Origin of the sequence: Halomonas sp. (genome assembly GCF_052095765.1) — a bacterium.
GTDB lineage: Bacteria > Pseudomonadota > Gammaproteobacteria > Pseudomonadales > Halomonadaceae > Halomonas.
This window is the reverse complement of sequence record NZ_JBQDJZ010000014.1, coordinates 1-19,819: the sequence shown is the minus strand read 5'-3', so window position 1 is coordinate 19,819 and position 19,819 is coordinate 1. Positions and strand designations below refer to the sequence as shown.

The window sequence follows — 19,819 nt, the reverse complement described above, 5'->3', positions numbered from 1 at the left end:
ACAACAGTCATCTTGCTCGGTGTGGTCATGTTCACCGTGATTATCGTCGGGCTGACACTGGTGATCCTGGCAGCGCGCAGCCGGCTCGTAAGTACGGGTGCAGTGGCCATCGAGATCAACGGCGATCCAGAAAACACAGTCACTACCCAGGCTGGCGGTAAGCTGCTGGGCACCCTGGCAGCCAATGGCATCTTCCTGCCCTCCGCCTGTGGCGGCGGTGGCACCTGCGCAGAATGCCGGTGCCGTGTAGAAGATGGTGGCGGGGCGATTCTTCCTACCGAGGAGTCCCACTTCACGCTGCGCGAGCGCAAGGACGGCTGGCGGCTGTCCTGTCAGGTGCCGGTAAAACAGGACATGAAGATCCTAGTTCCTGAATCGGTCTTTGGGGTGAAGAAGTGGGAGTGCGAAGTTATCTCCAACCCCAACGTCGCCACCTTTATTAAGGAGCTCAACCTGCGTCTACCTGAGGGTGAGGAAGTTGCCTTCCGGGCCGGTGGTTATGTGCAGCTTCTGGCGCCACCGTACGATGTCAATTTCTCGGATTTTGATATTGAAGAAAAATTCCGCGGCGATTGGGAAAAGTTTGGCCTGTTCAATGTCTCGCATAAGACCAATGAAGAGGTCATGCGTGCTTACTCCATGGCTAACTATCCGGAAGAGAAGGGTATTCTGAAGTTCAATATCCGAATCGCTACACCCCCGCCGAATAGCAATCACCCGCCGGGCTTGATGTCGACCTACGTCTTCAACCTGAAGCCGGGCGACAAGATCACGGTCATGGGGCCCTTCGGTGAGTTCTTTGCCAAGGATACTGACGCTGAGATGGTGTTCATCGGTGGCGGTGCAGGTATGGCGCCAATGCGCAGTCATATCTTTGACCAGCTCAAGCGCCTGGACAGTAAGCGCAAGATCTCGTTCTGGTACGGTGCGCGCTCTTGGCGTGAGACCTTCTATAACGATGAGTACGACAAGCTGGCCGAGGAGCACGATAACTTCCAGTGGCATCTGGCCATGTCGGACCCCCAGCCTGAGGACAACTGGGAAGGCCCAACCGGCTTTATCCATAACGTTCTTTATGAAAACTACCTCAAGGACCATCCGGCCCCAGAGGACTGCGAGTACTACATGTGCGGACCGCCAATGATGAATGCCTCGGTGATCAAGATGCTGATCGACATGGGTGTTGAGCCTGAGAACATCATGCTTGATGACTTTGGCGGTTGATCAGGACGAAGCTGCAGTGAATCATGTAGGGGCTGGCAATTTGCCAGCCCCTACTGTTATGAGAGGCTGGTTTTTCTTTGGAAAACACTGGCGGATTATCAGGTTGATGATTAGAGGGGGGTGCAGACAGGGACGGCGGCCTGTTTATGTAATACCCACATGGCATGTTAAACACGAGGAATATTGATGTCCAAATCAAGCGTACTTATGCGGACTTTGCTGGCGAGTGTCGTGGCAGGCGCTATTGCAGTCCCGACAGTTGGCCACTCATGCACCTCCTTGCTGTACACCGATGCAAGCGGTGCGCCCTACGCAGGCAGAACCATGGAGCTCCCCATGCAGCTGCCTTATGAAGCTACCTTCTTCCCTAAGGGCACTGAGTTCAGTTCCAAGGCTGGCGACCAGCCAGCACTGACATTTGAGGGGAAGTACAGCCTCATGTCGCTGACGGTACCAGATCCCGTAACCAAGGACCTTAAGGTGGTTGAGGGAATGAATGACCAGGGGTTGAGTTTCAGCGTGCTGGCCTTTGCCAGCACTGAAGGCCCCAAGGACATGGTGACAAAGACCACAGAAGTATTGGCAGCCATTGACCTGGGGGCCTGGGCTTTGTCGCAGTTCAAGACGGTAGCCGAGGTCAAGGCCGCTCTTGAAGAGCAGCCGGTGCTAGTGACGGCTCTGTTGCCACTAGGCATATTTAAGACGCCATTTCATTACACTCTGCACGACTCCAACGGTGACTCCATCGTTATCGAGTTTTCAAATGGCCAGCAGAATGTCATTGATAATCCGATCGGGGTAATGACCAATGGTCCTGAGTTTTCCTGGCACATGACCAACCTGAACAACTACACCTTCATGGACAACAGAGATCAGTCCAGTCTGGAGCTTAATGGTGTGCATTTTGAGCAGCCCGACTCGGGTATTGCGACGGTTGCTTTACCAGCGTCCAATACATCGGTAGGTCGTTTTGTTCGTGCTGTCTATTACTCCCAGTTTGCAGAGAAAGCTGAAACACCAGAAAAGGCTGTTACTACCTTGGCCCACGTAATGAACAACTTCGACCGCCCGCGCGGTATCACCATGGATAACCGCTACACCGGTGAAATCGCGAACATAACGGCTCCGGGTGTTGAGGGACATAAAATGTATACTTCTGAATATACCTCTTGGACAGCTCTGTCTGATCTTCGTCAGTTGCAGTTCAGCGTACGAAGTTACGATGCCATGAACTACATCAACTTTGATCTGGCTGCGCTGAAAAATGAGACGGACAAAAAGAGTATCGCATTGGACAAAATTCCTGCGGCCATCACTGCAGGTAATGAGGCGCTGAAAACCGTAAACTAAAGGTTTTTCTGAGCAGAGGCTATGCTGCCCTGAATCCGGCTGACCTGAATTTTCACGCTCGTCAGCCGGGTCCAGGGCGGTTTTCCGCTGGGCTGGCAAGTGCTCAGGCTGCTATCATGGGTAGAGATGAGGCAAGATCAAAAGAGGACGTACCATGAACCTGTTTTTCGTAGTGTTGGCCTTCATGCTGCTGATTATGGCAATCATGGCAGTAGGCGTCATGCTGGGTCGGCGCCCGATTGCCGGCACCTGCGGCGGGCTAAACCGGCTTGGCATGAAAGAGGGTTGTGAAGTCTGTGGTGGTAATGACCAGGTGTGTGAGGAAGAGAACCGAAAGACCGTTAGCGCGCGCCGACGCAGCGATGAAAGTCGCGGGCTGGATCTGGGTTACGACGCCACTCGCCGTTAATGTCTCAAGGTTTGTCTCCCAGTCTAGGACCGGCGGTCAGGGGTGCTTCATCAGAGCCGATTATCCGTGTCGGGCATCAGATGGGCATAGCAGGGTGGTGAGCTGGGTTCACGGTCTGCACTATCTTCTACCTGAAGTGCGGTAATTAGTGCTTCTTTGAGAAGTGGCAAGTGTGATGTTGACAGTTCGCGTGCCGCGGACAGCAGCGTCAGGCGCCCCTGGCGCGCATAACGCATGAGTGGTAGCAAAACTTCAGGGTCATCACGAAGCTCACCGCGATAGCGGGACTCAAATACCGATGCGCTGATCTCACTATTGTAATACTGTCGCCTCAGCACATTTGACGGAGAGGCGCCGCGATACCAGTCGGTCAGTGCCAGCAGCTCGCGATGTTTGCCGCGAGGCCACAAGCGGTCAACCAGTACGCGTGCCCCGTCATCGTCGCAGGCGTCGTGATAGATTCGTTTGAGTTGAATGTCGTAGCTCATCGTTACTCTTCCTGCTTAACGCTAAGTGCTTTGCAAAGCTTCTATGGCGAGCCTTGCCTGTACCTGCCAGGGCCCCTTAAGTGCAGCGGCTTTCTCAAGGGCTTCCAGTGCTTGATGCGCTTCATTTTCCTTCAACAGCAGGCCCAGATTTAACCAAGCTTCGGCAAGCGTTGGGTCAAGTTCTGCGGCGTCACTAAATGCCTTGATAGCGGCTTGTGTATCCTCGCTGTTGTATAAGGCATTGCCAAGTGCAAATTTCAACATGGCGTGATCCGGATATTGCAGAGTGGCTGCCTGCCAGGCCGGTAGCGCCTGCTTGCTGCCGGCGGCCTGCTCAAAGTCATTGACCGACTGTACCAGTGCATCGGCTGACAGGCTGACAGGCAGTTGTCCTGGTGGCAAGGCCACAAATGCCCATCGCTGACTGCGTGCCCAGGTAGCATCAAAGCGGTCAAAAGCGACCTGACGGGCAGACTCTGTGCCTGAGTGCAGGGTCAGTTGTTTACTCGGCACGTCGTAGCCTATAGCAACAGCATAGTGCCACATCGGAAATGCCGGCAGCGAAAGGTTTTGCATCACTGCTACTGGGTGGCCGGCATCCAGCTCCTGAAGCAGGGCATTGAAATCGCCTGGAATCACATAGGGAATGCGGCCCTGACGCCGGACAGTGGCTAGCATTTCAGGCTGTACACTGCCTTGTCTGTCAGGCAGGAAAACTTGTGGAATCAATGTGTCAACGGCGACTGGCTGACCGCTGGCCTCCAAAACCATGGCCAAGGTGGCAGGGCCGCACTGGTAATCACGCTGGGCGTGAAATGGTACTTCTTCGAGTAACTGGTGCTGTGATGACAGGCGGGCCAGACTTTGCTGGTCCAGAGTAGGAGCCGAGGCGCAGCTGCTCAACGTCAGGGCCATTGCAAGTGTCAGTAAAAGGGCCCGTAACGGCCCTTTTATCGCGCCTGGCGTCCGGCGCCTAAAGCGGTGTTGCATGCCGGATCCGGAGTCAGCGAGTGAAAGGGAAGACGTCAGTCAGGCCCAGGATGTCAGTCACCAGAAGGATCACGAACACCCCGAACAGAACCCCTAGTACACTGCTGGCACCTGCAGGAAGATTATCTAGCTGCTCAGCCATCTGGTGGGCCTCCTCGTCGCTGAGCGCGGCAACGCGGTCGTTGACATCGGCAGGAGAAACACCGCGAGCGAGTAGTTGTTGCTGGACGTCTTCTCGGGTCAGTAATTGGCGTATCTGATCACGGTGGTGGCTGGCACTTGTAGCTTGTAATGCATCAGCGGTGCCTATCAGTGGGACGCTGTCCGCACCGCTGGCAAAGGCAGGCGTAATAGAGGCTGCAACGAGACAGGCGATCAGTAATGGGCTGAGAAATCGGACCAAGCGTTTCATGGTGGCACTCCTTAAGTTATGGAAATTATTCGGACACGAAAAGCGATAACATTACCAACTGGAGCCAACAATACAATGACGCTGAACGGCGACAGGGTGCCCCAAGTCATGACGTCAGGCCACTAGGTCACGCCATCTGCCTCCACGATACAGCTAGCAAGTCAGGCGCTGGAGCGATAGGAGGAGGGCAGCTCCGCCAAGGGACCACGTCCCCCAGCCAGTGTCAGAGCCAGATCGTGGAGCCCATCCCACAGGGGCAGCAGGGGAGCCGCACCCTTGATGGAAAGATCCAACCGTTGTGCAAACAGCAGCAACTTGTAGAGGCGCTGACGTGGCAGCCTGTTGATAGCTTGCTGATAGCCTGGGCGGCGCTTATCGAAAATCTTGGGTTTTTGTGCATTGCAAGCGTAATCAAAGCTCTGCCCCTGCTCAAGATGCTGATGCAGCGACAGCAGCTGGCGCATTTCTCGCGTTAATGCCCACAGCACAATAGGGGCCTCCACGCCTTCTCCGCGCAGACCGTTGATAACCCGTGAGGCGCGTGCAGGATCGCCGCTCAGGCAGGCGTCAGTCAGCGTAAAAACATCAAAGCGTGCGCTGTCTTCCACATCGCCAGCTACCTGCTCTGGGCTGACCCGCGCGCCAGCCGGCAGCAGCAGGGCGAGCTTCTGCAGCTCCTGGTCTGCGGCTAGCAAATTACCTTCGGTACGCTCTCCTAGCAGCTGAGCGGCATTGTTGTCCAAGCTTAGACCGTAGAGGCAGGCCCGGTTGGTGAGCCAGCGTGGTAGATAATTTGCATCCACCGGCCACACGGGGACAAAAATACCCACGCTATCAAGCGCTTTGAACCAGGCACTTTTCTGTTCTTTGAAGTCAAGCTTGCTGCTGTTGATCAATAGTAGGTTGTCACTTCCTGAGCGACTGCTGGCAAACTGCTGGGCGTAGGCACGCAGTACCTTGCCGCCTTCTTGCCCAGGTTTGTTGTTGCCAAGGCGAAGTTCGATCAGCTTGCGGGAAGCGAACAGTGACAGGCTTGAGGCAGCCTCGGTCAGCCGTCCCCAGGCGAAGTTGGCCTCGACGTCCAGCACCTGGCGCTCTTCAATGCCGGACTGCCGAGCAGCAGCCCGCACTGCGTCACAAGCATCGCGATGCTGAAGGGGTTCGTCACCAGCCACTATCACCACCGCAGGGAGGTTTTTGGCCAGCACGCCTTCCAGCTTGTCGGGATAGACCCTCATGAGTTGTTCATGGCCCGGTGAGGGTGTTCAAGCGCTGGATGATATCCCGTGCAGCCTGGTCGCGAAGTTGGTTACGCACGTCTTCGCGGTAATCACCGGCGGCCAGCAGGTTATCATCATTGAGCATGTAGGTTTCTTGAACTCTGATCGTTTCATCAGGCAAGCGATAGGCCCCATCGGAGCGGCGCTGCACGGCCATCGTGACCGTGAGTGTCATTTCATGCTGTTGATCGCCAGCCTGCCGTAGGCTGAGGCTGCGGTCTTCCACGTGTTCCTGGCCAAGTGTCAGTACCCAGGGGGCCGTCTCATTGACCGCAGTACCGGAGTTTTCCAGTCGCACAATCAGACGGTCACGCAGTGAGCCGAACGGGCCCTCCACACTGACTTCCTCGAGCCTGGAAACCGGTGTGCCATAGCCGCGCAGCTTGAAGCCGCAGCCTGCCAGCAGCGTAGCACTGCCAAGGGTAAGAACATATTTGCACAAGGTGCGGCGCTGCATGCTGGCCTCCCGGGTTCAGTTGGCAACGATATTGACGAGCTTACCTGGCACAACGATGACCTTACGAACGGTCTTGCCTTCAATATGACGCTGCACGTTTTCAGACGCCATTGCGGCGTGCTCAACATCGTCGCGCTGGGCATCGGCGCTGACTTCCACGCGGGCTCGCAGTTTGCCGTTGACCTGTACCACCAGCTCCACACTGTCGCGGCTCAGGGCGTTTTCGTCCAGCGTCGGCCAGGCGGCGTCAATAACCGGGGTGTCATGCCCCAGCGCCTGCCACAGTGCATGACAGACATGGGGGATGATTGGCGCCAGTAGTAGTACGCAGGTTTCAACAGCTTCTCGCGCGACAACATCGCCAGCAGGGCTGGTGTCATCGAAGCGGCTGTAGGCATTGGTCAGTTCCATCACTGCCGCAATTGCCGTGTTGAAGGTGGTGCGGCGACCGATGTCGTCGCTGGCTTTCTTGATGGTCTCGTGGGTCTTGCGGCGCAGTTCGCGCTGAGCCTGGTCCAGGCTTTGCGTATCAATACTGCCGGTATCGACGAAGCCGGGCCGGGCCGCGAGATGATCATTGACCAGCTTCCACATGCGTTTGACGAAACGGTGGGCACCTTCAACGCCAGTATCAGACCACTCAAGCGACTGCTCAGGCGGAGCTGCAAACATCATAAACAGGCGTACAGTGTCGGCCCCGAAGCGGTCGATCATTGACTGAGGATCGACGCCGTTATTTTTGGACTTGGACATCTTCTCGATGCCGCCCATGTCCACTGGCTGGCCATCGCTGATCAGCACCGCGCTGAGCGGGCGTCCTTTGTCGTCGCGAGTGACCTCGACGTCAGCTGGATTGAACCACTCTTTACCGCCGTTGGCTTGGGGGCGCGAGTAAGTCTCGGCGATCACCATGCCCTGGGTCAGCAGGCGCTGGAAAGGCTCGTCGGAGTCCACCAGCCCGAAGTCGCGCATTAGCTTATGGAAGAAGCGGGCGTAGAGCAGGTGCAGAATGGCGTGTTCAATGCCACCGATATACAGGTCCACCGGTAGCCAGTAGTTGGCACGCTCGTCGAGCATGGCCTCAGTGTTATCGGCACAGCAGAAGCGCGCGTAGTACCAGGACGACTCCATGAAGGTATCGAAGGTATCAGTTTCACGCAGCCAGCCGTCGCCAAGGTCAGAGAATTCGGGCATCCGCTTTAGCGGCGAGCCAGTGGCGTCGACGGTGACTTCCATGGGCAACGCTACCGGCAGCTCATCGTCGCTGAGCGGTACAGTCTGGCCTTTGGGGCCGTACTTGACCGGAATCGGAGCCCCCCAGTAGCGCTGGCGAGCCACGCCCCAGTCGCGCAGGCGATAGTTAGTCTTGACCTCGCCGTGGCCCTGGTTCACCAACTTGTCGGCGATGGCATCGAATGCCGCTTGGAAGTCGAGGCCGTCGAACTCACCGGAATTGATCAGCACACCGTGGTCATCGTGAGAGCCGCTGGAGATGTCCGGCGCCTGGCCGTTCTCATCAGCAATCACCGCTTCGATGGGTAGCTCGTACTTGGTGGCGAACTCCCAGTCACGCTGGTCGTGGGCGGGCACCGCCATGACAGCGCCAGTGCCATACTCCATCAGCACGAAGTTGGCCACAAATACCGGTACACGCCGGCCGCTCAGCGGATGGATGGCCTCAAGCCCGGTCGGCATGCCTTTCTTTTCCATGCGTGCCAGCTCGGCTTCGGAGGTGCCGCCGCTGATGCATTCTTCATTGAACGCCGCCAGTTCGGGGTTGTGCTCAGCCGCCGCTTTGGCCAGTGGATGCGCTGCAGCTACGGCCAGGTAAGTCACACCCATCAGGGTGTCTGGGCGGGTGGTGTAGACCCGCAGCGAATCATGGCCGTCAACGTCAAAGGCCAGCTCAACCCCCCGCGACTTGCCGATCCAGTTGCGCTGCATGGTCTTGACCTGCTCGGGCCATTCGACCTTGTCTAGATCAGCCAGCAGCTCGTCGGCATAGTCGGTGATCTTAAGGAACCAGAGAGGAATTTCCTTGCGCACCACCGGTGCGCCAGAGCGCCAACCACAGCCGTCGATGACCTGCTCGTTGGCCAGCACAGTCTGATCCACCGGATCCCAGTTGACCGTGGACATTTTCTTGTAGACCAGGCCCTTTTCTACCAGGCGGGTGAAAAACCACTGCTCCCAGCGATAGTAGTCGACGTCGCAGGTGGCGAACTCGCGGTTCCAGTCATAGGCAAAGCCTAATGCCTTGAGCTGATCACGCATGTAGGCAATGTTCTGGCGTGTCCACTGGGCCGGCGGCACCTGATTCTGGATGGCCGCATTTTCTGCCGGCATGCCAAAGGCATCCCAGCCCATGGGTTGAAGCACGTTTTTGCCACGCATGCGCTGGTAACGGCTGATGACATCGCCGATAGTGTAGTTACGCACATGACCCATATGCAGCTTGCCGCTGGGGTAGGGAAACATCGATAGGCAGTAGAATTTTTCGCGACTGGCGTCTTCTACGGCCTTGAAGCATTGGTTTTTTTCCCAGTAATTCTGGGCATCACGTTCGATTTCGCTGGGCTGATATTGTGCGTCCATTGCTGTCTTCGGGTACCTTGCCAGTTGGTCTCGGCGACTAGTGCGCCGGAATGTCTACGGCCATCAGGGACGAATAGGCATGATGAGGGTCTGAGTCTGCCGTTGATTCGCCGATGGCATGTCGTTTAAATGCAGTAAATATTTGAGCCTAAGCATACCCCAGCACGGCGCTTGTCGGCTATGGGGTAAGCGTGGTCAAACCAGTCAGGGCCAGCAAGGAGACCCAAGTAATGAGTAATGAACAGCGCCCCCCCGAGAATGATCAGAAACTCAGCGATGCCTATGAGAGAGTCCTTGATCGCATCAAGGAAGGTGCTGGTGAGCTCAGCATTGAACGGCTTCAGCATGAGCTTGATGAAGCCGTCGAGTTCGAAAGGGATGTGCAGGAGTTTACCCGCGATGAGCTGGCGCTATTGCGCGCCTGGGTGGAGCGGGATCTGCGTGAAATGCGCAGCTATCTGGCCGCCGGTGGTGAAAGTGTAGCCGATTGGCTGGGCCTTGATTTTTCAAGGATGTCACGTCGAATTGCCGATGCGTTGCTGTCTATTGCTGACCGCAGTCAGGTAGAGCGTGCGCAACTTGAAGACGATCTGGAAGCTTCGCGTGCTGACTACGTGGCTGGTGAAATGGCCGTGCCAGGACGCATGAGCTGCACCCACTGCGAGGCGCTGGTCACCCTAGATGCCCTGACCCGCATTGAGCCCTGTCATCAGTGTGGGCATCGCTATTTTGTTCGTGCCCCCTGGGTTCCGGAAGCCTAAGTCATTGTCTATGCGGGTTTATAGGAGTGATATTTGTATGCATGGCGATACCGCCGCGTAGCGGCGGCGGGGCAGGGGCCAAGCCGAAAAGTCTTCGACGTCCATTAGCTAGGACTTTGTGTGCCTTATACCTGCATGTTTACTCCCAGCGTCCACAGCGAAATAACCACCAGTACGCTCATTACGGCGGTGTAGGCTAGGTTTTGGCGCATCAGCAGACCGCCGCTGATGCCATAGCGGCCCTGTAGTGAGAGGTTGGTGCCGGATAGCGGGCCAACGCTGGTGCCTACGCCCCAGGCTGCCAGACACGCCAGAGCAAACAACGTCTGCTGGTTTTCGTTGGCAAGCCTTGCCACGGAAGCCAGTACGGAAATCCCGATGATCGGGTGCAGTCCGGCTAGCGAGCTCAGAACGATGGCAATAAAGCTGATGCTGGCCTGGGCAGGGCCAAATTCGGGGAAAAGCTGCCAGCCACCGTCGGTGGCGGCATCGGCGAAGGAAGTCAGTCCTTGAGTCAGTAAACCGGCACATAGGAACAGCGATACCTCGCCGCGCATGGCCGGCAGACGCTCCAGTGTATGGCGCTGGAGTCGTGCTGCTGTCCAGCGCACGCCCTTGATCAGGTTGAGCAGTAGCGCAACGCCGGGCAGCAGAAAGGTAATGATGGCGAGAATCGGCAGTGCAGGGGTTAACCGGTAGTGAAACAGCATCACCAGCCCTGCCATGCTGATCGGCATGAGTAGGCTGCCGGGTGACATTGAAAAGCCGGGCGTATGGCTGAGGTCAAAGCGCCTTGTTATACCGATGAACGACAAGAGTGCCGCACAGGCTGCCAAGATCAGGCCGTGAATCAGCACCTGAGAGTAGTTGAGCTGTGGAGCAAGCCCCATCACCACCGCCATGGCAGCGAAGAACGGCGACCAGAGGGCAGCAGCGCAGAACCCGCGGTTAAGGGCTAGCAGCTGTGGTGTGGTCAGTGGTCCATTGCGTGACAGGCGATCGCCAATCATGAACAGCGTCGACAAGTTGAGAATCGACCCCAGCAGGTGAACGCCAAGCCAGGTGCCAACAAGGCCGCGCCAGCCAGTGACGGGCTTGCCCAGTGGCCGATGACTGCCGCGTAGCCCCGCAGTCAAGCTGATAAAGCTGACACCGACCAGCATGGTGACAACATTGGCATTGCTGTTGGGCAGGTTGAGCCAATTGATTCGGGCGCCGAATGCCAACCAGGCGACCAGCAGCATCCCCACGCCCACACCGGCTAGCGAGCCCGCCTGGATGCGAGAGCGGCGGGGCAGGTCTGGCAGCAGCAGGAGTACGCCCAGCCACAGCACATAGCCAACGGGGTTGAATGCTTGGTTATCCGGCGTGTTGCTGGTGAGCTCTTGGCTGGCTATCTGGGCAATGCGCATGAGCAGGCCGGCAAGCAGGCACAGGCCGGCCAGAGTGCGCCGCGGGGTGATCAGGCGGGTGGCAGCTGGCGCCTGGGTAACCGGTGCTTGGGAAGATTCAGGGGATGTCATGGGCATGCCGCCACACAGAAGTCGAGAGAATAGAAGCAGGCTAATCGTTTTGTGGCAGGTTTGGCCAGCGTAGCGCGTATTCTTCCCGGGCGCCATCCAGCAGCTTAAGCATGGCGCGGGCCGCGTTGGATAGCATGCGACTGCGATGAACCAGATAGCCCAGAGGGCGCTGAATGGGTGGATGGTCCACCTCCAGACGGTGCAAGCTGCTATCGATCAGTCGCTCCGGAAGCAGGCTCCAACCCAGACCTGTGGAAGTCAGCATCTTCAAGGTTTCCAGATAATTGGTGGAGGTGGCCGAAGGTAGCGGCAGGCCCGCGGCGGCGAAGCGCGACTCGATCAAGGTACGGGTAAAAGTCAGCGAGCCCGGTAATACCGCGTCGTGTTCACACAGGCATGCCAGTGTCAGTTTTCCGGCGCTGGCCAGTGCATGATCCGGCGCGCAGACAAAACACAGTTGATCGATCCACACCGGCACCACTTCCAGCCGGGGGTCGGGACGCGGGGCCAGGGTGACGGCAGCGATCTCCAGCTGGCCGTCGAGCACGCCCTGATACGCCTGTTCGGAGTCGAGAAAGTGCAGGTCGAGGCGCACCTCGGGATGCGCGCGAACATAGTGGCGCAGCAGCCCAGGCAGGCGGTGCAGGCCAATGTGATGGCTGGTGGCCAGCGTCAGACTGCCAGCAACACTGCCTTCCAGGTTGGCGATGGCGCGTCGGCTGTCCTCCATGGTGACCAGGATTTGCCGGGCACGGGGGAGCAACAGTCGGCCGGCTTCGGTCAGTGTGACGCGGCGGCCGATGCGGTCGAACAGTCGGCTGCTGAGTAGTCCTTCCAACGTCGCGATGCGTTTGCTGACTGCTGGCTGGGTCAGGTGGAGCTGCTCCGCGGCCCGGGAAAAGCTGCCAGTGTCGGCGACGGCCAGAAATGCTTGAAGGCTTTGGGTATCCATTAGCGCTCGTTATTCCATTTTAGAATCCATTGCATGAGTAACATGAATTGATTTTATGCTGCGCTCGCGTAAAACTGAACACACATCGTAATATTCAACTCTTAAAACAAGGGCATTTTGCCCACCGTGACGCAAGACGGGCCAGGCCCCGGAGGATGACATGTCAGGCCAGACACTCTATGACAAGCTGTGGTCGCAGCATTTAGTAAAAGACCGCGGTGATGGTACCGCGCTGATTTATATCGATCGCCACCTTTTGCATGAGGTGACCTCGCCCCAGGCGTTTGAGGGTCTGCGGTTGGCCGGCCGCAAGCCGTGGCGGCTTGATGCCAACCTGGCAACGCCGGACCACAACGTGCCGACCACCGTCAAAGAGCGCGCCGAGGGCAATGCGGGCATCAAGGACCCGATCTCGCTGATTCAGGTGCAGACGCTGGATGACAACTGTGACGAGTTCGGTATCGAAGAATTCCGCATCAACGATTCGCGCCAGGGTATCGTCCATGTGGTGGGCCCCGAGCAGGGCGCCACATTGCCTGGCATGACTGTTGTATGCGGCGACTCGCATACCGCCACCCACGGCGCTTTTGCGTCGATCGCCCACGGTATCGGCACCTCCGAGGTCGAGCACGTGCTGGCCACTCAGTGTTTGCTGGCCCAGAAAATGGGCAACATGCAGGTGCGTGTTGAGGGCAAGCTGGGCACTGGCGTGACCGCTAAGGACGTGGTGCTAGCAATCATTGGCAAGATCGGTACCGCGGGCGGCACCGGATATGCCATCGAGTTTGCCGGCAGTGCCATTCGTGATCTGTCCATGGAAGGCCGGATGACCGTGTGTAACATGGCTATTGAAGCTGGCGCGCGGGTTGGCTTGATCGCAGTAGACGACACCACCATCGACTACCTCAAGGATCGTCCCTTTGCGCCGACGGGTGAGCTTTGGGAGGCCGCAGTGGCCGACTGGCGCGAGCTGGTCTCCGACGAGGACGCCGTGTTCGATAAGGTGGTGACACTGGACGCCGCCGAGATTGAACCGCAAGTGAGCTGGGGCACCAGCCCGGAAATGGTTACCGGTATTTCCGGTGAAGTGCCGGACCCGGCGGCCCAGACCGATGAAACCGTACAGCGCGGCTACAGCCGAGCGCTGGAGTACATGGGGCTCAAGCCAAAGCAGAAAATCACCGACATCCGCCTGGACAAGGTGTTTATCGGCTCATGCACCAACTCGCGCATCGAGGATTTGCGCGAGGCAGCCGAGGTGGCGCGCGGTAAGAAGGTCGCTGACTCCATCGCGCTGGCCATGGTGGTGCCGGGCTCGGGCTTGGTGAAGCGTCAGGCCGAGGCCGAAGGGCTCGACAAGGTCTTTACCGAGGCTGGTTTCGAATGGCGCGAGCCGGGCTGCTCAATGTGTCTGGCTATGAACGCCGACAAGCTGGGTGCCGGTGAGCACTGTGCCTCAACCTCGAACCGCAACTTCGAAGGTCGCCAGGGCTACGGCGGGCGCACCCACCTGGTCAGCCCAGCCATGGCTGCTGCCGCTGCCATCGCCGGCCACTTCGTCGATGTGCGAAATCTTGATATCACCACTGCCCGTCAGGAGGCCTGAACCATGCAGAAATTTGAACGCCTTGACGGCCTGGTGGCGCCGTTGGATCGCGCCAATGTCGACACCGATTTGATCATTCCCAAACAGTTCCTGAAATCGATCAAGCGTACCGGATTTGGTGTCAACCTGTTTGACGAGCTGCGTTATCTGGATGAGGGGCAGCCCGATCAGGATGTCTCGAACCGTCCGCTCAATCCTGACTTCATGCTCAACCAGCCGCGCTATCAAGGTGCCAGCGTGTTGCTGACGCGCCGTAACTTCGGCTGTGGAAGTTCCCGAGAGCACGCGCCCTGGGCGCTTGAAGACTTCGGTTTTCGTGCGGTGATTGCGCCGAGCTTTGCCGACATCTTTTACAACAACGCCTTCAAGAACGGTATCTTGCTGATCAAGCTCAGTGAAGAGCAGGTCGACCGTCTGTTTGCCGAGGTCGAGGCCAATCCGGGTTATCGCCTGAGTATCGACCTGGAAAATCAGCAAGTGACCACGCCATCCGGCGAGACGCTGACCTTCGAGGTCGATGAGTTCCGCAAGCACTGTCTGCTGGAAGGGCTGGATGAGATAGGCATCACACTGCAAAATGAGCCTGCCATTCGCGACTTCGAGGCCAGGCATCGTCAGCAGCGCCCTTGGTTGTTCCGAAATGCATAACCCGCATAAGGATAACGATTTCGGGCAACGCCACGAGTCAGTGGTTCGGCGCCAGTTTGGTGAACAGGCCGGCGCCTACCTCAGCAGTGCCGTGCATGCTCAGGGTGAAGAGTTTGCCGCACTGCGTGAGTGTGTCGCCGGGCTGGGCGCTGCGCGAGTGCTTGACCTTGGCTGTGGCGCGGGTCATGTCAGCTTCCAGGTGGCAGAGGTCGCCCGTGAAGTGGTGGCTTTTGACCTTTCATCTCAGATGCTTGAGGTAGTGGCGAATACCGCTGCCGAACGAGGGCTCGACAACATTCGCACCGAACAAGGGGCAGCTGAAAAACTGCCTTTCGAGAGCGGCAGCTTCGATGCCGTGTTCAGCCGTTTTTCTGCGCACCATTGGCAGGATGTGGGGCTGGCGCTGCGTGAAGTGCGACGTGTGCTGAAGCCGGGCGGCGTTGCTGCCTTTATCGACGTCACCGCGCCCGAGTTGCCGCTGTTAGACAGTTTCCTACAGAGCGTTGAGATGCTGCGTGACACCAGTCATGTGCGAGATTATAGCGTTGGTGAGTGGACGCGACTGACCGGAGAAGCCGGGCTAACCTTCACCTCGGCATCACGCCAGCGTCTGCGCCTTGAGTTCCGCTCCTGGGTCGAGCGTATGCGGACCCCCGAAGTGATGCAGCAGGCCATTCGACAGTTGCAGACTGACGTGGGCGATGAGGTGCGCGACTATTTCGAGATCGGCGCTGACGGCTCCTTTACCACTGACATGCTGGTGCTTTGGGTCGAGCGTAGCGCCTGATCCGGGGTCTGTATCCAATGAATTCCAACTTGAACGTTTGTGGAGCGATAGCATGAGCCATAAGATCCTGATCCTGCCGGGTGACGGCATTGGACCCGAGATCACCGCCCAGGCCAGCCGTGTGCTGGCGGCTTGTCAGGAGCGTGGTCTGGACGTCGAGATCGAAGAAGCGTTGGTGGGTGGTAGCGCCTATGACGCGCACGGTGAGCCTCTGCCTGCTGACACTCTGGCCAAGGCCAAGGCCGCTGACGCGATCTTGCTGGGTGCTGTAGGCGGCCCCAAGTGGGACAGCATCGAGGATATCAGCAAGCGTCCGGAGCGCGGGCTGCTGGGCCTGCGCAAGGAGCTGGGCCTGTTTGGTAACTTGCGCCCTGCGGTGCTATACCCGCAGCTGGCCGAGGCCTCCACGCTTAAGCCCGAGGTGGTGTCTGGCCTGGATATCATGATCGTGCGTGAGCTGACTGGCGGTATCTACTTCGGCCAGCCGCGTGGAATCGAAGAGCGTGACGGCGAGCGCGTCGGCTTCAATACTTATGTGTACAGCGAGTCCGAGATCGAGCGTATCGGCCGCGTAGCTTTCGAGATGGCCCGTAAGCGCGAGTGTCGCCTGTGTAGTGTCGATAAGGCCAACGTACTGGAAGTAACCATGCTGTGGCGCGAGGTGATGGAGCGCCTGGCTGAAGAGTATCAGGATGTCGAGCTGAGCCATATGTACGTCGACAATGCGGCCATGCAGCTGGTGCGTGCCCCCAAGCAGTTCGATGTGATGGTGACCGGCAACATGTTTGGCGACATTCTCTCGGATGCGGCCGCCATGCTGACCGGCTCGATTGGCATGCTGCCCTCGGCGTCGCTGAACGAAAACAAGCAGGGCATGTACGAGCCTTGCCACGGCAGCGCGCCGGACATCGTCGGTCAGGGGCTGGCCAACCCGTTGGCGACGATTCTGTCTGTGGCTATGATGCTGCGCTATTCGCTGGACGAGCCGGCGCTGGCCGAAAAGATTGAAACAGCAGTAGGCCTGGTGCTGGACCAGGGGCTGCGTACAGCTGATATCGCCTCGGAGGGAACAGAGACCGTATCGACCGAGGCGATGGGTGATGCGGTGCTGGCAGCTTTTGAGTCACTGTACGAGGTCTGATGGTTGTTCAGAGAGTACCTCTGATAACCCGTAAAATAGCGAGTAAGATAGTGGCCAGGACAGCAGCTATGATAGCCATTCAGGGGGCATGATCCGGCCGGCTTTGCCTAGTGGCGAAGCCGCCCCCCCCAGAACTGAACGCACGATATTTCAGGGAGACACCCTATGTTGAAAGTTGGTTTCGTCGGTTGGCGTGGCATGGTGGGCTCTGTGCTCATGCAGCGCATGCGCGAGGAAGATGATTTCAAAGGTATCGAGCCGGTATTTTTTACCACCTCCCAGGTGGGGCAGCCCGGGCCCAATATCGGCGTCGAGGTGCCGCCGCTCAAGGATGCGCTGGATGTTGATCAGCTCAAGGTGCTCGACGTCATCGTGACCTGTCAGGGTGGCGACTACACCAAGCAGGTATACGGTAAGCTGCGCAGTGACGGCTGGAAGGGTTACTGGATTGATGCGGCCAGCGCGCTGCGTATGGACGATGAAAGCACTGTGGTGCTGGACCCCGTCAATCGCCGAGTGATCGACGCCCAGCTGGCCAAGGGTGCCAGAACCTTCGTTGGTGGCAACTGCACCGTCAGCTTGATGCTGATGGGTTTGGGCGGGCTCTTTGAGGCTGGCATGATTGAGTGGATGACCTCGATGACCTACCAGGCCGCTTCCGGTTCCGGTGCGCGTCACATGCGTGAGCTGTTGGAGCAGATGGGTGCGCTTCACCACAGTGTGGGTGCCGAGCTAGCAGACCCAGCCAGTGCGATTCTTGATATCGACCGCAAGGTCACAGAGGCCATGCGTGGCGGAGCATTCCCAGTCGACAACTTTGGCGCACCGCTGGCCGGCAGTCTGATTCCGTGGATCGACAGCCGTCTGGACAATGGGCAGAGCCGCGAAGAGTGGAAAGGCTACGCCGAGACCAACAAGATCCTTGGTCTGCAGGATAAGCCGATTCCTATCGATGGTCTGTGTGTGCGGATCGGTGCCATGCGCAGCCACAGCCAGGCGTTCACCATCAAGCTCAAGCAGGACGTTCCGCTAGACGAGATCGAAGAGCGCATTGCCACGCATAATGACTGGGTGAAGCTGGTGCCGAATGAGCAGGAAGCTACCATGAAGGAGCTGACTCCGGCAGCCGCTACTGGCACCATGGCCATACCCGTAGGCCGCGTGCGCAAGCTCAAGATGGGTTCTGAGTACCTGTCGGCCTTCAGTGTGGGCGACCAGCTGCTGTGGGGCGCGGCCGAGCCGCTGCGGCGCATGCTGCGTATCATCCGCCAGCGTTAAATCAGTGCTTCCCCAAGCCTGCCAGGCCGCTTATGCGGCCTGGCAGGCTGTTTTCATAAACAGGATAGGCAATGACACTGTTTCGACGCCTGGATGAGAAACACCCCCTGACCGGTAGGCTGGCGCTGGGGGTTGAATACGATGGCAGCCAGTATTGTGGATGGCAGCGGTTGAGAGACATACCGTCGGTGCAGGCTTCGCTGGAAGCGGCGCTGTCACGCATTGCCGGCAAACCAGTGAGCGTGCACTGCAGTGGACGGACCGACTCCGGGGTTCATGCCACCCGCCAGGTCATTCACTTTGATCCGCCGGTATTACGCTCGGAGAAGGCCTGGGTGTTCGGCACCAATGCCAATCTGCCGAAGGACATCGCCATTCGCTGGGTCAAACCAGTCAGCGATGAGTTTCACGCCCGCTTCATGGCGCTGGCACGTCGCTACCGCTATCTCATTCTTAATCAGCCCAGCCGTCCGGTGATGGAGCGGGCTCAGGTGACCTGGTGTCGTGACTATCTGGATGCTGATGCGATGCATCGTGCAGCCCAGGCTCTGGTGGGAGAAAATGACTTTACCAGCTTTCGCGCGGCAGGATGCCAGTCGACGTCGCCCTGGCGTCACCTGCACTTCATCGAGGTTAAGCGGCACGGGCCGCTGCTGGCGATCGACGTGCAGGGCAATGCATTTCTGCATCACATGATCCGCAATATCGCCGGCGCGCTGATCCGCGTCGGGCGTGGTGAGCAGGACGAGGATTACCTGGCACGCCTGTTGGCGCTGAAGGACCGTACGCTGGGAGACGTGACAGCCCCCCCCGAGGGGCTGCATTTTGTTGACTGTATCTATGACCCGGTCTGGGGCTTACCCCGTGAGCCACTAGGCCCGGTGCTGTTGGCTCACCTGGGTGAGTGGAGTGGAGATCGTGCGCTGCCCAATTGTCGAATGTCCTCGTTGCGGCGTGGCGCTGCACAAGCAGAGGCGTCTGACGACAAAGCAGCTGACGACACGCAAAGAGACGTCTCATGATCGTCCACGGACAGCCCCTTGGCAGAACGCGTATCAAGTTCTGTGGCCTGACTCGGATCGAGGATATCAACCGCGCCGTAGCGGCAGGCGCGGATGCGCTGGGCTTTGTGCTCTGGGAAGGCAGTAAGCGCCATGTCACACTGAGCCAGCTGGTACAGTTGTCGGCTGCCGTGCCGGCCTTTGTCACCCGAGTCGGGCTGTTTGTCGATGCTGCCCCTGAGCTTGTCGAGGCGGCCAGTGCGCACCTGGATCTGCTACAGTTTCATGGCAGCGAGACAGCTGCGTGTTGCGAGGGGTTCCGGCGCCCTTGGATCAAGGCGCTGCGCATGCGCGAGGGGCTAGATCTCAGCACAGCAGTACGTGAGTATCACCAGTCTCGGGGGCTGCTGCTCGATGCGTATCGTCCGGGTGTTCCTGGCGGCACCGGCGAGACCTTCGACTGGTCGAGAATCCCCGCAAGGTTGGAAAAACCTGTTATCCTCGCCGGTGGTTTAACGCCGGACAATGTGGCAGAAGCCATTGGTGCGGTAGGGCCTTTGGCCGTAGATGTATCCGGCGGTATCGAGACATCGCCAGGCATCAAGGATGCCAGTGCCATGATCGCTTTCGTGAAAGAGGTGCGACGGGCCAATGGCTGACTGGCTCGCCCTCCTGCTGAAATATCCTGCTAAACACAGCATTCCCACTAATGACGACCCAATGAGGTGTCTCTCGTGAGCAAGTTCAGTGACCTGACCCGACTGCCGGATGCCCGTGGCCATTTTGGTCCCTATGGTGGCCGGTTCGTTTCGGAGACCCTGAGCTTCGCCCTGGATGAACTGGACAAGACCTATCAGCGTCTGCGTGATGATCCCGACTTCCAGGCCGAATTCGACCATGACCTGGCCCACTATGTG

At 58.3% G+C, this 19,819-nt stretch carries 19 protein-coding genes and 1 pseudogene; 12 read left to right on the top strand and 8 right to left on the bottom strand.

The features are described 5' to 3' along the window. The 3 genes from nqrF to nqrM all read left to right on the top strand — a co-directional run. Positions 1 to 1,224 (top strand): NADH:ubiquinone reductase (Na(+)-transporting) subunit F (nqrF, locus tag ACTH3D_RS03390; protein ID WP_441665254.1); only part of this gene is annotated, 1,224 nt, incomplete at its 5' end. Positions 1,225 to 1,410: 186 nt separating this feature from the next. Further along, the gene (locus tag ACTH3D_RS03385) at positions 1,411 to 2,574 is read left to right on the top strand and encodes a linear amide C-N hydrolase (RefSeq protein WP_441665252.1); all 1,164 of its coding nucleotides are present in this window, start codon (positions 1,411 to 1,413) and stop codon (positions 2,572 to 2,574) included. 154 nt (positions 2,575 to 2,728) lie between these two features. Beyond that, positions 2,729 to 2,983 (top strand): (Na+)-NQR maturation NqrM, encoded by a 255-nt coding sequence (gene nqrM, locus ACTH3D_RS03380; RefSeq protein ID WP_441665250.1) that lies wholly within the window; start codon positions 2,729 to 2,731, stop codon positions 2,981 to 2,983. A gap of 50 nt (positions 2,984 to 3,033) precedes the next feature. Here nqrM and ACTH3D_RS03375 read toward each other — a convergent pair whose 3' ends face one another. From ACTH3D_RS03375 to leuS, 6 genes are all read right to left on the bottom strand, one after another. Continuing rightward, positions 3,034 to 3,471: a DUF488 domain-containing protein gene (locus tag ACTH3D_RS03375; protein ID WP_441665248.1), complete on the bottom strand. Its 438-nt coding sequence runs from the start codon at positions 3,469 to 3,471 to the stop codon at positions 3,034 to 3,036. 21 nt (positions 3,472 to 3,492) lie between these two features. Then, on the bottom strand, positions 3,493 to 4,386 hold the full coding sequence (locus tag ACTH3D_RS03370) for a PA2778 family cysteine peptidase (protein ID WP_441665246.1): 894 nt from the start codon (positions 4,384 to 4,386) through the stop codon (positions 3,493 to 3,495). Between the two features lie 88 nt (positions 4,387 to 4,474). Next, the gene (locus ACTH3D_RS03365; protein WP_441665244.1) at positions 4,475 to 4,873 is read right to left on the bottom strand and encodes a PA2779 family protein; all 399 of its coding nucleotides are present in this window, start codon (positions 4,871 to 4,873) and stop codon (positions 4,475 to 4,477) included. A 161-nt stretch (positions 4,874 to 5,034) separates the two neighbouring features. Next, positions 5,035 to 6,111 (bottom strand): DNA polymerase III subunit delta, encoded by a 1,077-nt coding sequence (gene holA / locus ACTH3D_RS03360; protein WP_441665242.1) that lies wholly within the window; start codon positions 6,109 to 6,111, stop codon positions 5,035 to 5,037. A gap of 7 nt (positions 6,112 to 6,118) precedes the next feature. Beyond that, positions 6,119 to 6,610: an LPS-assembly lipoprotein LptE gene (locus ACTH3D_RS03355; protein WP_441665240.1), complete on the bottom strand. Its 492-nt coding sequence runs from the start codon at positions 6,608 to 6,610 to the stop codon at positions 6,119 to 6,121. 15 nt (positions 6,611 to 6,625) lie between these two features. Then, a complete protein-coding gene (leuS, locus tag ACTH3D_RS03350) occupies positions 6,626 to 9,205 on the bottom strand; it encodes a leucine--tRNA ligase (RefSeq protein WP_441665238.1) in 2,580 nt (859 codons plus the stop codon). Between the two features lie 230 nt (positions 9,206 to 9,435). On the opposite strand from leuS, the gene ACTH3D_RS03345 reads away from it, so the two are divergent. Beyond that, positions 9,436 to 9,966: a zinc ribbon-containing protein gene (locus tag ACTH3D_RS03345; RefSeq protein ID WP_441665236.1), complete on the top strand. Its 531-nt coding sequence runs from the start codon at positions 9,436 to 9,438 to the stop codon at positions 9,964 to 9,966. Between the two features lie 125 nt (positions 9,967 to 10,091). On the opposite strand, the gene ACTH3D_RS03340 is transcribed toward ACTH3D_RS03345, so the two are convergent. Together ACTH3D_RS03340 and ACTH3D_RS03335 are read right to left on the bottom strand one after the other, a co-directional pair. Then, complete coding sequence (locus tag ACTH3D_RS03340) at positions 10,092 to 11,489, bottom strand: hypothetical protein (protein WP_441665234.1); 1,398 nt, start codon at positions 11,487 to 11,489, stop codon at positions 10,092 to 10,094. A gap of 40 nt (positions 11,490 to 11,529) precedes the next feature. Continuing rightward, positions 11,530 to 12,441 carry a LysR family transcriptional regulator gene (locus tag ACTH3D_RS03335; RefSeq protein WP_441665232.1) on the bottom strand — a complete coding sequence of 304 codons (912 nt, stop codon included), beginning with the start codon at positions 12,439 to 12,441 and terminating at the stop codon, positions 11,530 to 11,532. A gap of 160 nt (positions 12,442 to 12,601) precedes the next feature. Between ACTH3D_RS03335 and leuC the strand changes: the two genes are divergently transcribed. The 8 genes and pseudogenes from leuC to ACTH3D_RS03295 all read left to right on the top strand — a co-directional run. Further along, the gene (leuC, locus tag ACTH3D_RS03330) at positions 12,602 to 14,047 is read left to right on the top strand and encodes a 3-isopropylmalate dehydratase large subunit (protein ID WP_441665230.1); all 1,446 of its coding nucleotides are present in this window, start codon (positions 12,602 to 12,604) and stop codon (positions 14,045 to 14,047) included. 3 nt (positions 14,048 to 14,050) lie between these two features. Beyond that, positions 14,051 to 14,695: a 3-isopropylmalate dehydratase small subunit gene (leuD, locus tag ACTH3D_RS03325; protein ID WP_441665228.1), complete on the top strand. Its 645-nt coding sequence runs from the start codon at positions 14,051 to 14,053 to the stop codon at positions 14,693 to 14,695. Beyond that, positions 14,688 to 15,482 (top strand): class I SAM-dependent methyltransferase, encoded by a 795-nt coding sequence (locus tag ACTH3D_RS03320; RefSeq protein ID WP_441665226.1) that lies wholly within the window; start codon positions 14,688 to 14,690, stop codon positions 15,480 to 15,482. The genes leuD and ACTH3D_RS03320 overlap by 8 nt, the downstream gene beginning before the upstream one ends. Before the next feature lie 52 nt (positions 15,483 to 15,534). Beyond that, entirely contained in the window at positions 15,535 to 16,623 is a 1,089-nt protein-coding gene (gene leuB / locus ACTH3D_RS03315) for a 3-isopropylmalate dehydrogenase (protein ID WP_441665224.1), read from the top strand. Between the two features lie 165 nt (positions 16,624 to 16,788). Next, positions 16,789 to 17,901, top strand: coding sequence for an aspartate-semialdehyde dehydrogenase (gene asd, locus ACTH3D_RS03310; protein WP_441665222.1), 1,113 nt, complete (start codon positions 16,789 to 16,791; stop codon positions 17,899 to 17,901). A gap of 71 nt (positions 17,902 to 17,972) precedes the next feature. Beyond that, entirely contained in the window at positions 17,973 to 18,923 is a 951-nt protein-coding gene (truA, locus tag ACTH3D_RS03305) for a tRNA pseudouridine(38-40) synthase TruA (protein ID WP_441665220.1), read from the top strand. Continuing rightward, positions 18,920 to 19,561 carry a phosphoribosylanthranilate isomerase gene (locus ACTH3D_RS03300; protein ID WP_441665218.1) on the top strand — a complete coding sequence of 214 codons (642 nt, stop codon included), beginning with the start codon at positions 18,920 to 18,922 and terminating at the stop codon, positions 19,559 to 19,561. The genes truA and ACTH3D_RS03300 overlap by 4 nt, the downstream gene beginning before the upstream one ends. Positions 19,562 to 19,636: 75 nt before the next feature. Beyond that, a pseudogene (locus ACTH3D_RS03295) lies at positions 19,637 to 19,819 on the top strand (tryptophan synthase subunit beta); the annotation flags it as partial.

Excerpts from the sequence above, each read along its gene's own strand:
- ACTH3D_RS03340 (WP_441665234.1), bottom strand. The coding sequence starts at position 11,489 with ATGACATCCCCTGAATCTTCCCAAGCACCGGTTACCCAGGCGCCAGCT.
- ACTH3D_RS03335 (WP_441665232.1), bottom strand. The coding sequence starts at position 12,441 with ATGGATACCCAAAGCCTTCAAGCATTTCTGGCCGTCGCCGACACTGGC.
- ACTH3D_RS03375 (WP_441665248.1), bottom strand. The coding sequence starts at position 3,471 with ATGAGCTACGACATTCAACTCAAACGAATCTATCACGACGCCTGCGAC.
- truA (WP_441665220.1), top strand. The coding sequence starts at position 17,973 with ATGACACTGTTTCGACGCCTGGATGAGAAACACCCCCTGACCGGTAGG.
- ACTH3D_RS03300 (WP_441665218.1), top strand. The coding sequence starts at position 18,920 with ATGATCGTCCACGGACAGCCCCTTGGCAGAACGCGTATCAAGTTCTGT.
- ACTH3D_RS03320 (WP_441665226.1), top strand. The coding sequence starts at position 14,688 with ATGCATAACCCGCATAAGGATAACGATTTCGGGCAACGCCACGAGTCA.
- holA (WP_441665242.1), bottom strand. The coding sequence starts at position 6,111 with ATGAGGGTCTATCCCGACAAGCTGGAAGGCGTGCTGGCCAAAAACCTC.
- ACTH3D_RS03355 (WP_441665240.1), bottom strand. The coding sequence starts at position 6,610 with ATGCAGCGCCGCACCTTGTGCAAATATGTTCTTACCCTTGGCAGTGCT.
- ACTH3D_RS03385 (WP_441665252.1), top strand. The coding sequence starts at position 1,411 with ATGTCCAAATCAAGCGTACTTATGCGGACTTTGCTGGCGAGTGTCGTG.
- leuS (WP_441665238.1), bottom strand. The coding sequence starts at position 9,205 with ATGGACGCACAATATCAGCCCAGCGAAATCGAACGTGATGCCCAGAAT.
- ACTH3D_RS03365 (WP_441665244.1), bottom strand. The coding sequence starts at position 4,873 with ATGAAACGCTTGGTCCGATTTCTCAGCCCATTACTGATCGCCTGTCTC.
- leuD (WP_441665228.1), top strand. The coding sequence starts at position 14,051 with ATGCAGAAATTTGAACGCCTTGACGGCCTGGTGGCGCCGTTGGATCGC.
- asd (WP_441665222.1), top strand. The coding sequence starts at position 16,789 with ATGTTGAAAGTTGGTTTCGTCGGTTGGCGTGGCATGGTGGGCTCTGTG.
- ACTH3D_RS03345 (WP_441665236.1), top strand. The coding sequence starts at position 9,436 with ATGAGTAATGAACAGCGCCCCCCCGAGAATGATCAGAAACTCAGCGAT.
- ACTH3D_RS03370 (WP_441665246.1), bottom strand. The coding sequence starts at position 4,386 with ATGGCCCTGACGTTGAGCAGCTGCGCCTCGGCTCCTACTCTGGACCAG.
- leuC (WP_441665230.1), top strand. The coding sequence starts at position 12,602 with ATGTCAGGCCAGACACTCTATGACAAGCTGTGGTCGCAGCATTTAGTA.
- nqrM (WP_441665250.1), top strand. The coding sequence starts at position 2,729 with ATGAACCTGTTTTTCGTAGTGTTGGCCTTCATGCTGCTGATTATGGCA.
- leuB (WP_441665224.1), top strand. The coding sequence starts at position 15,535 with ATGAGCCATAAGATCCTGATCCTGCCGGGTGACGGCATTGGACCCGAG.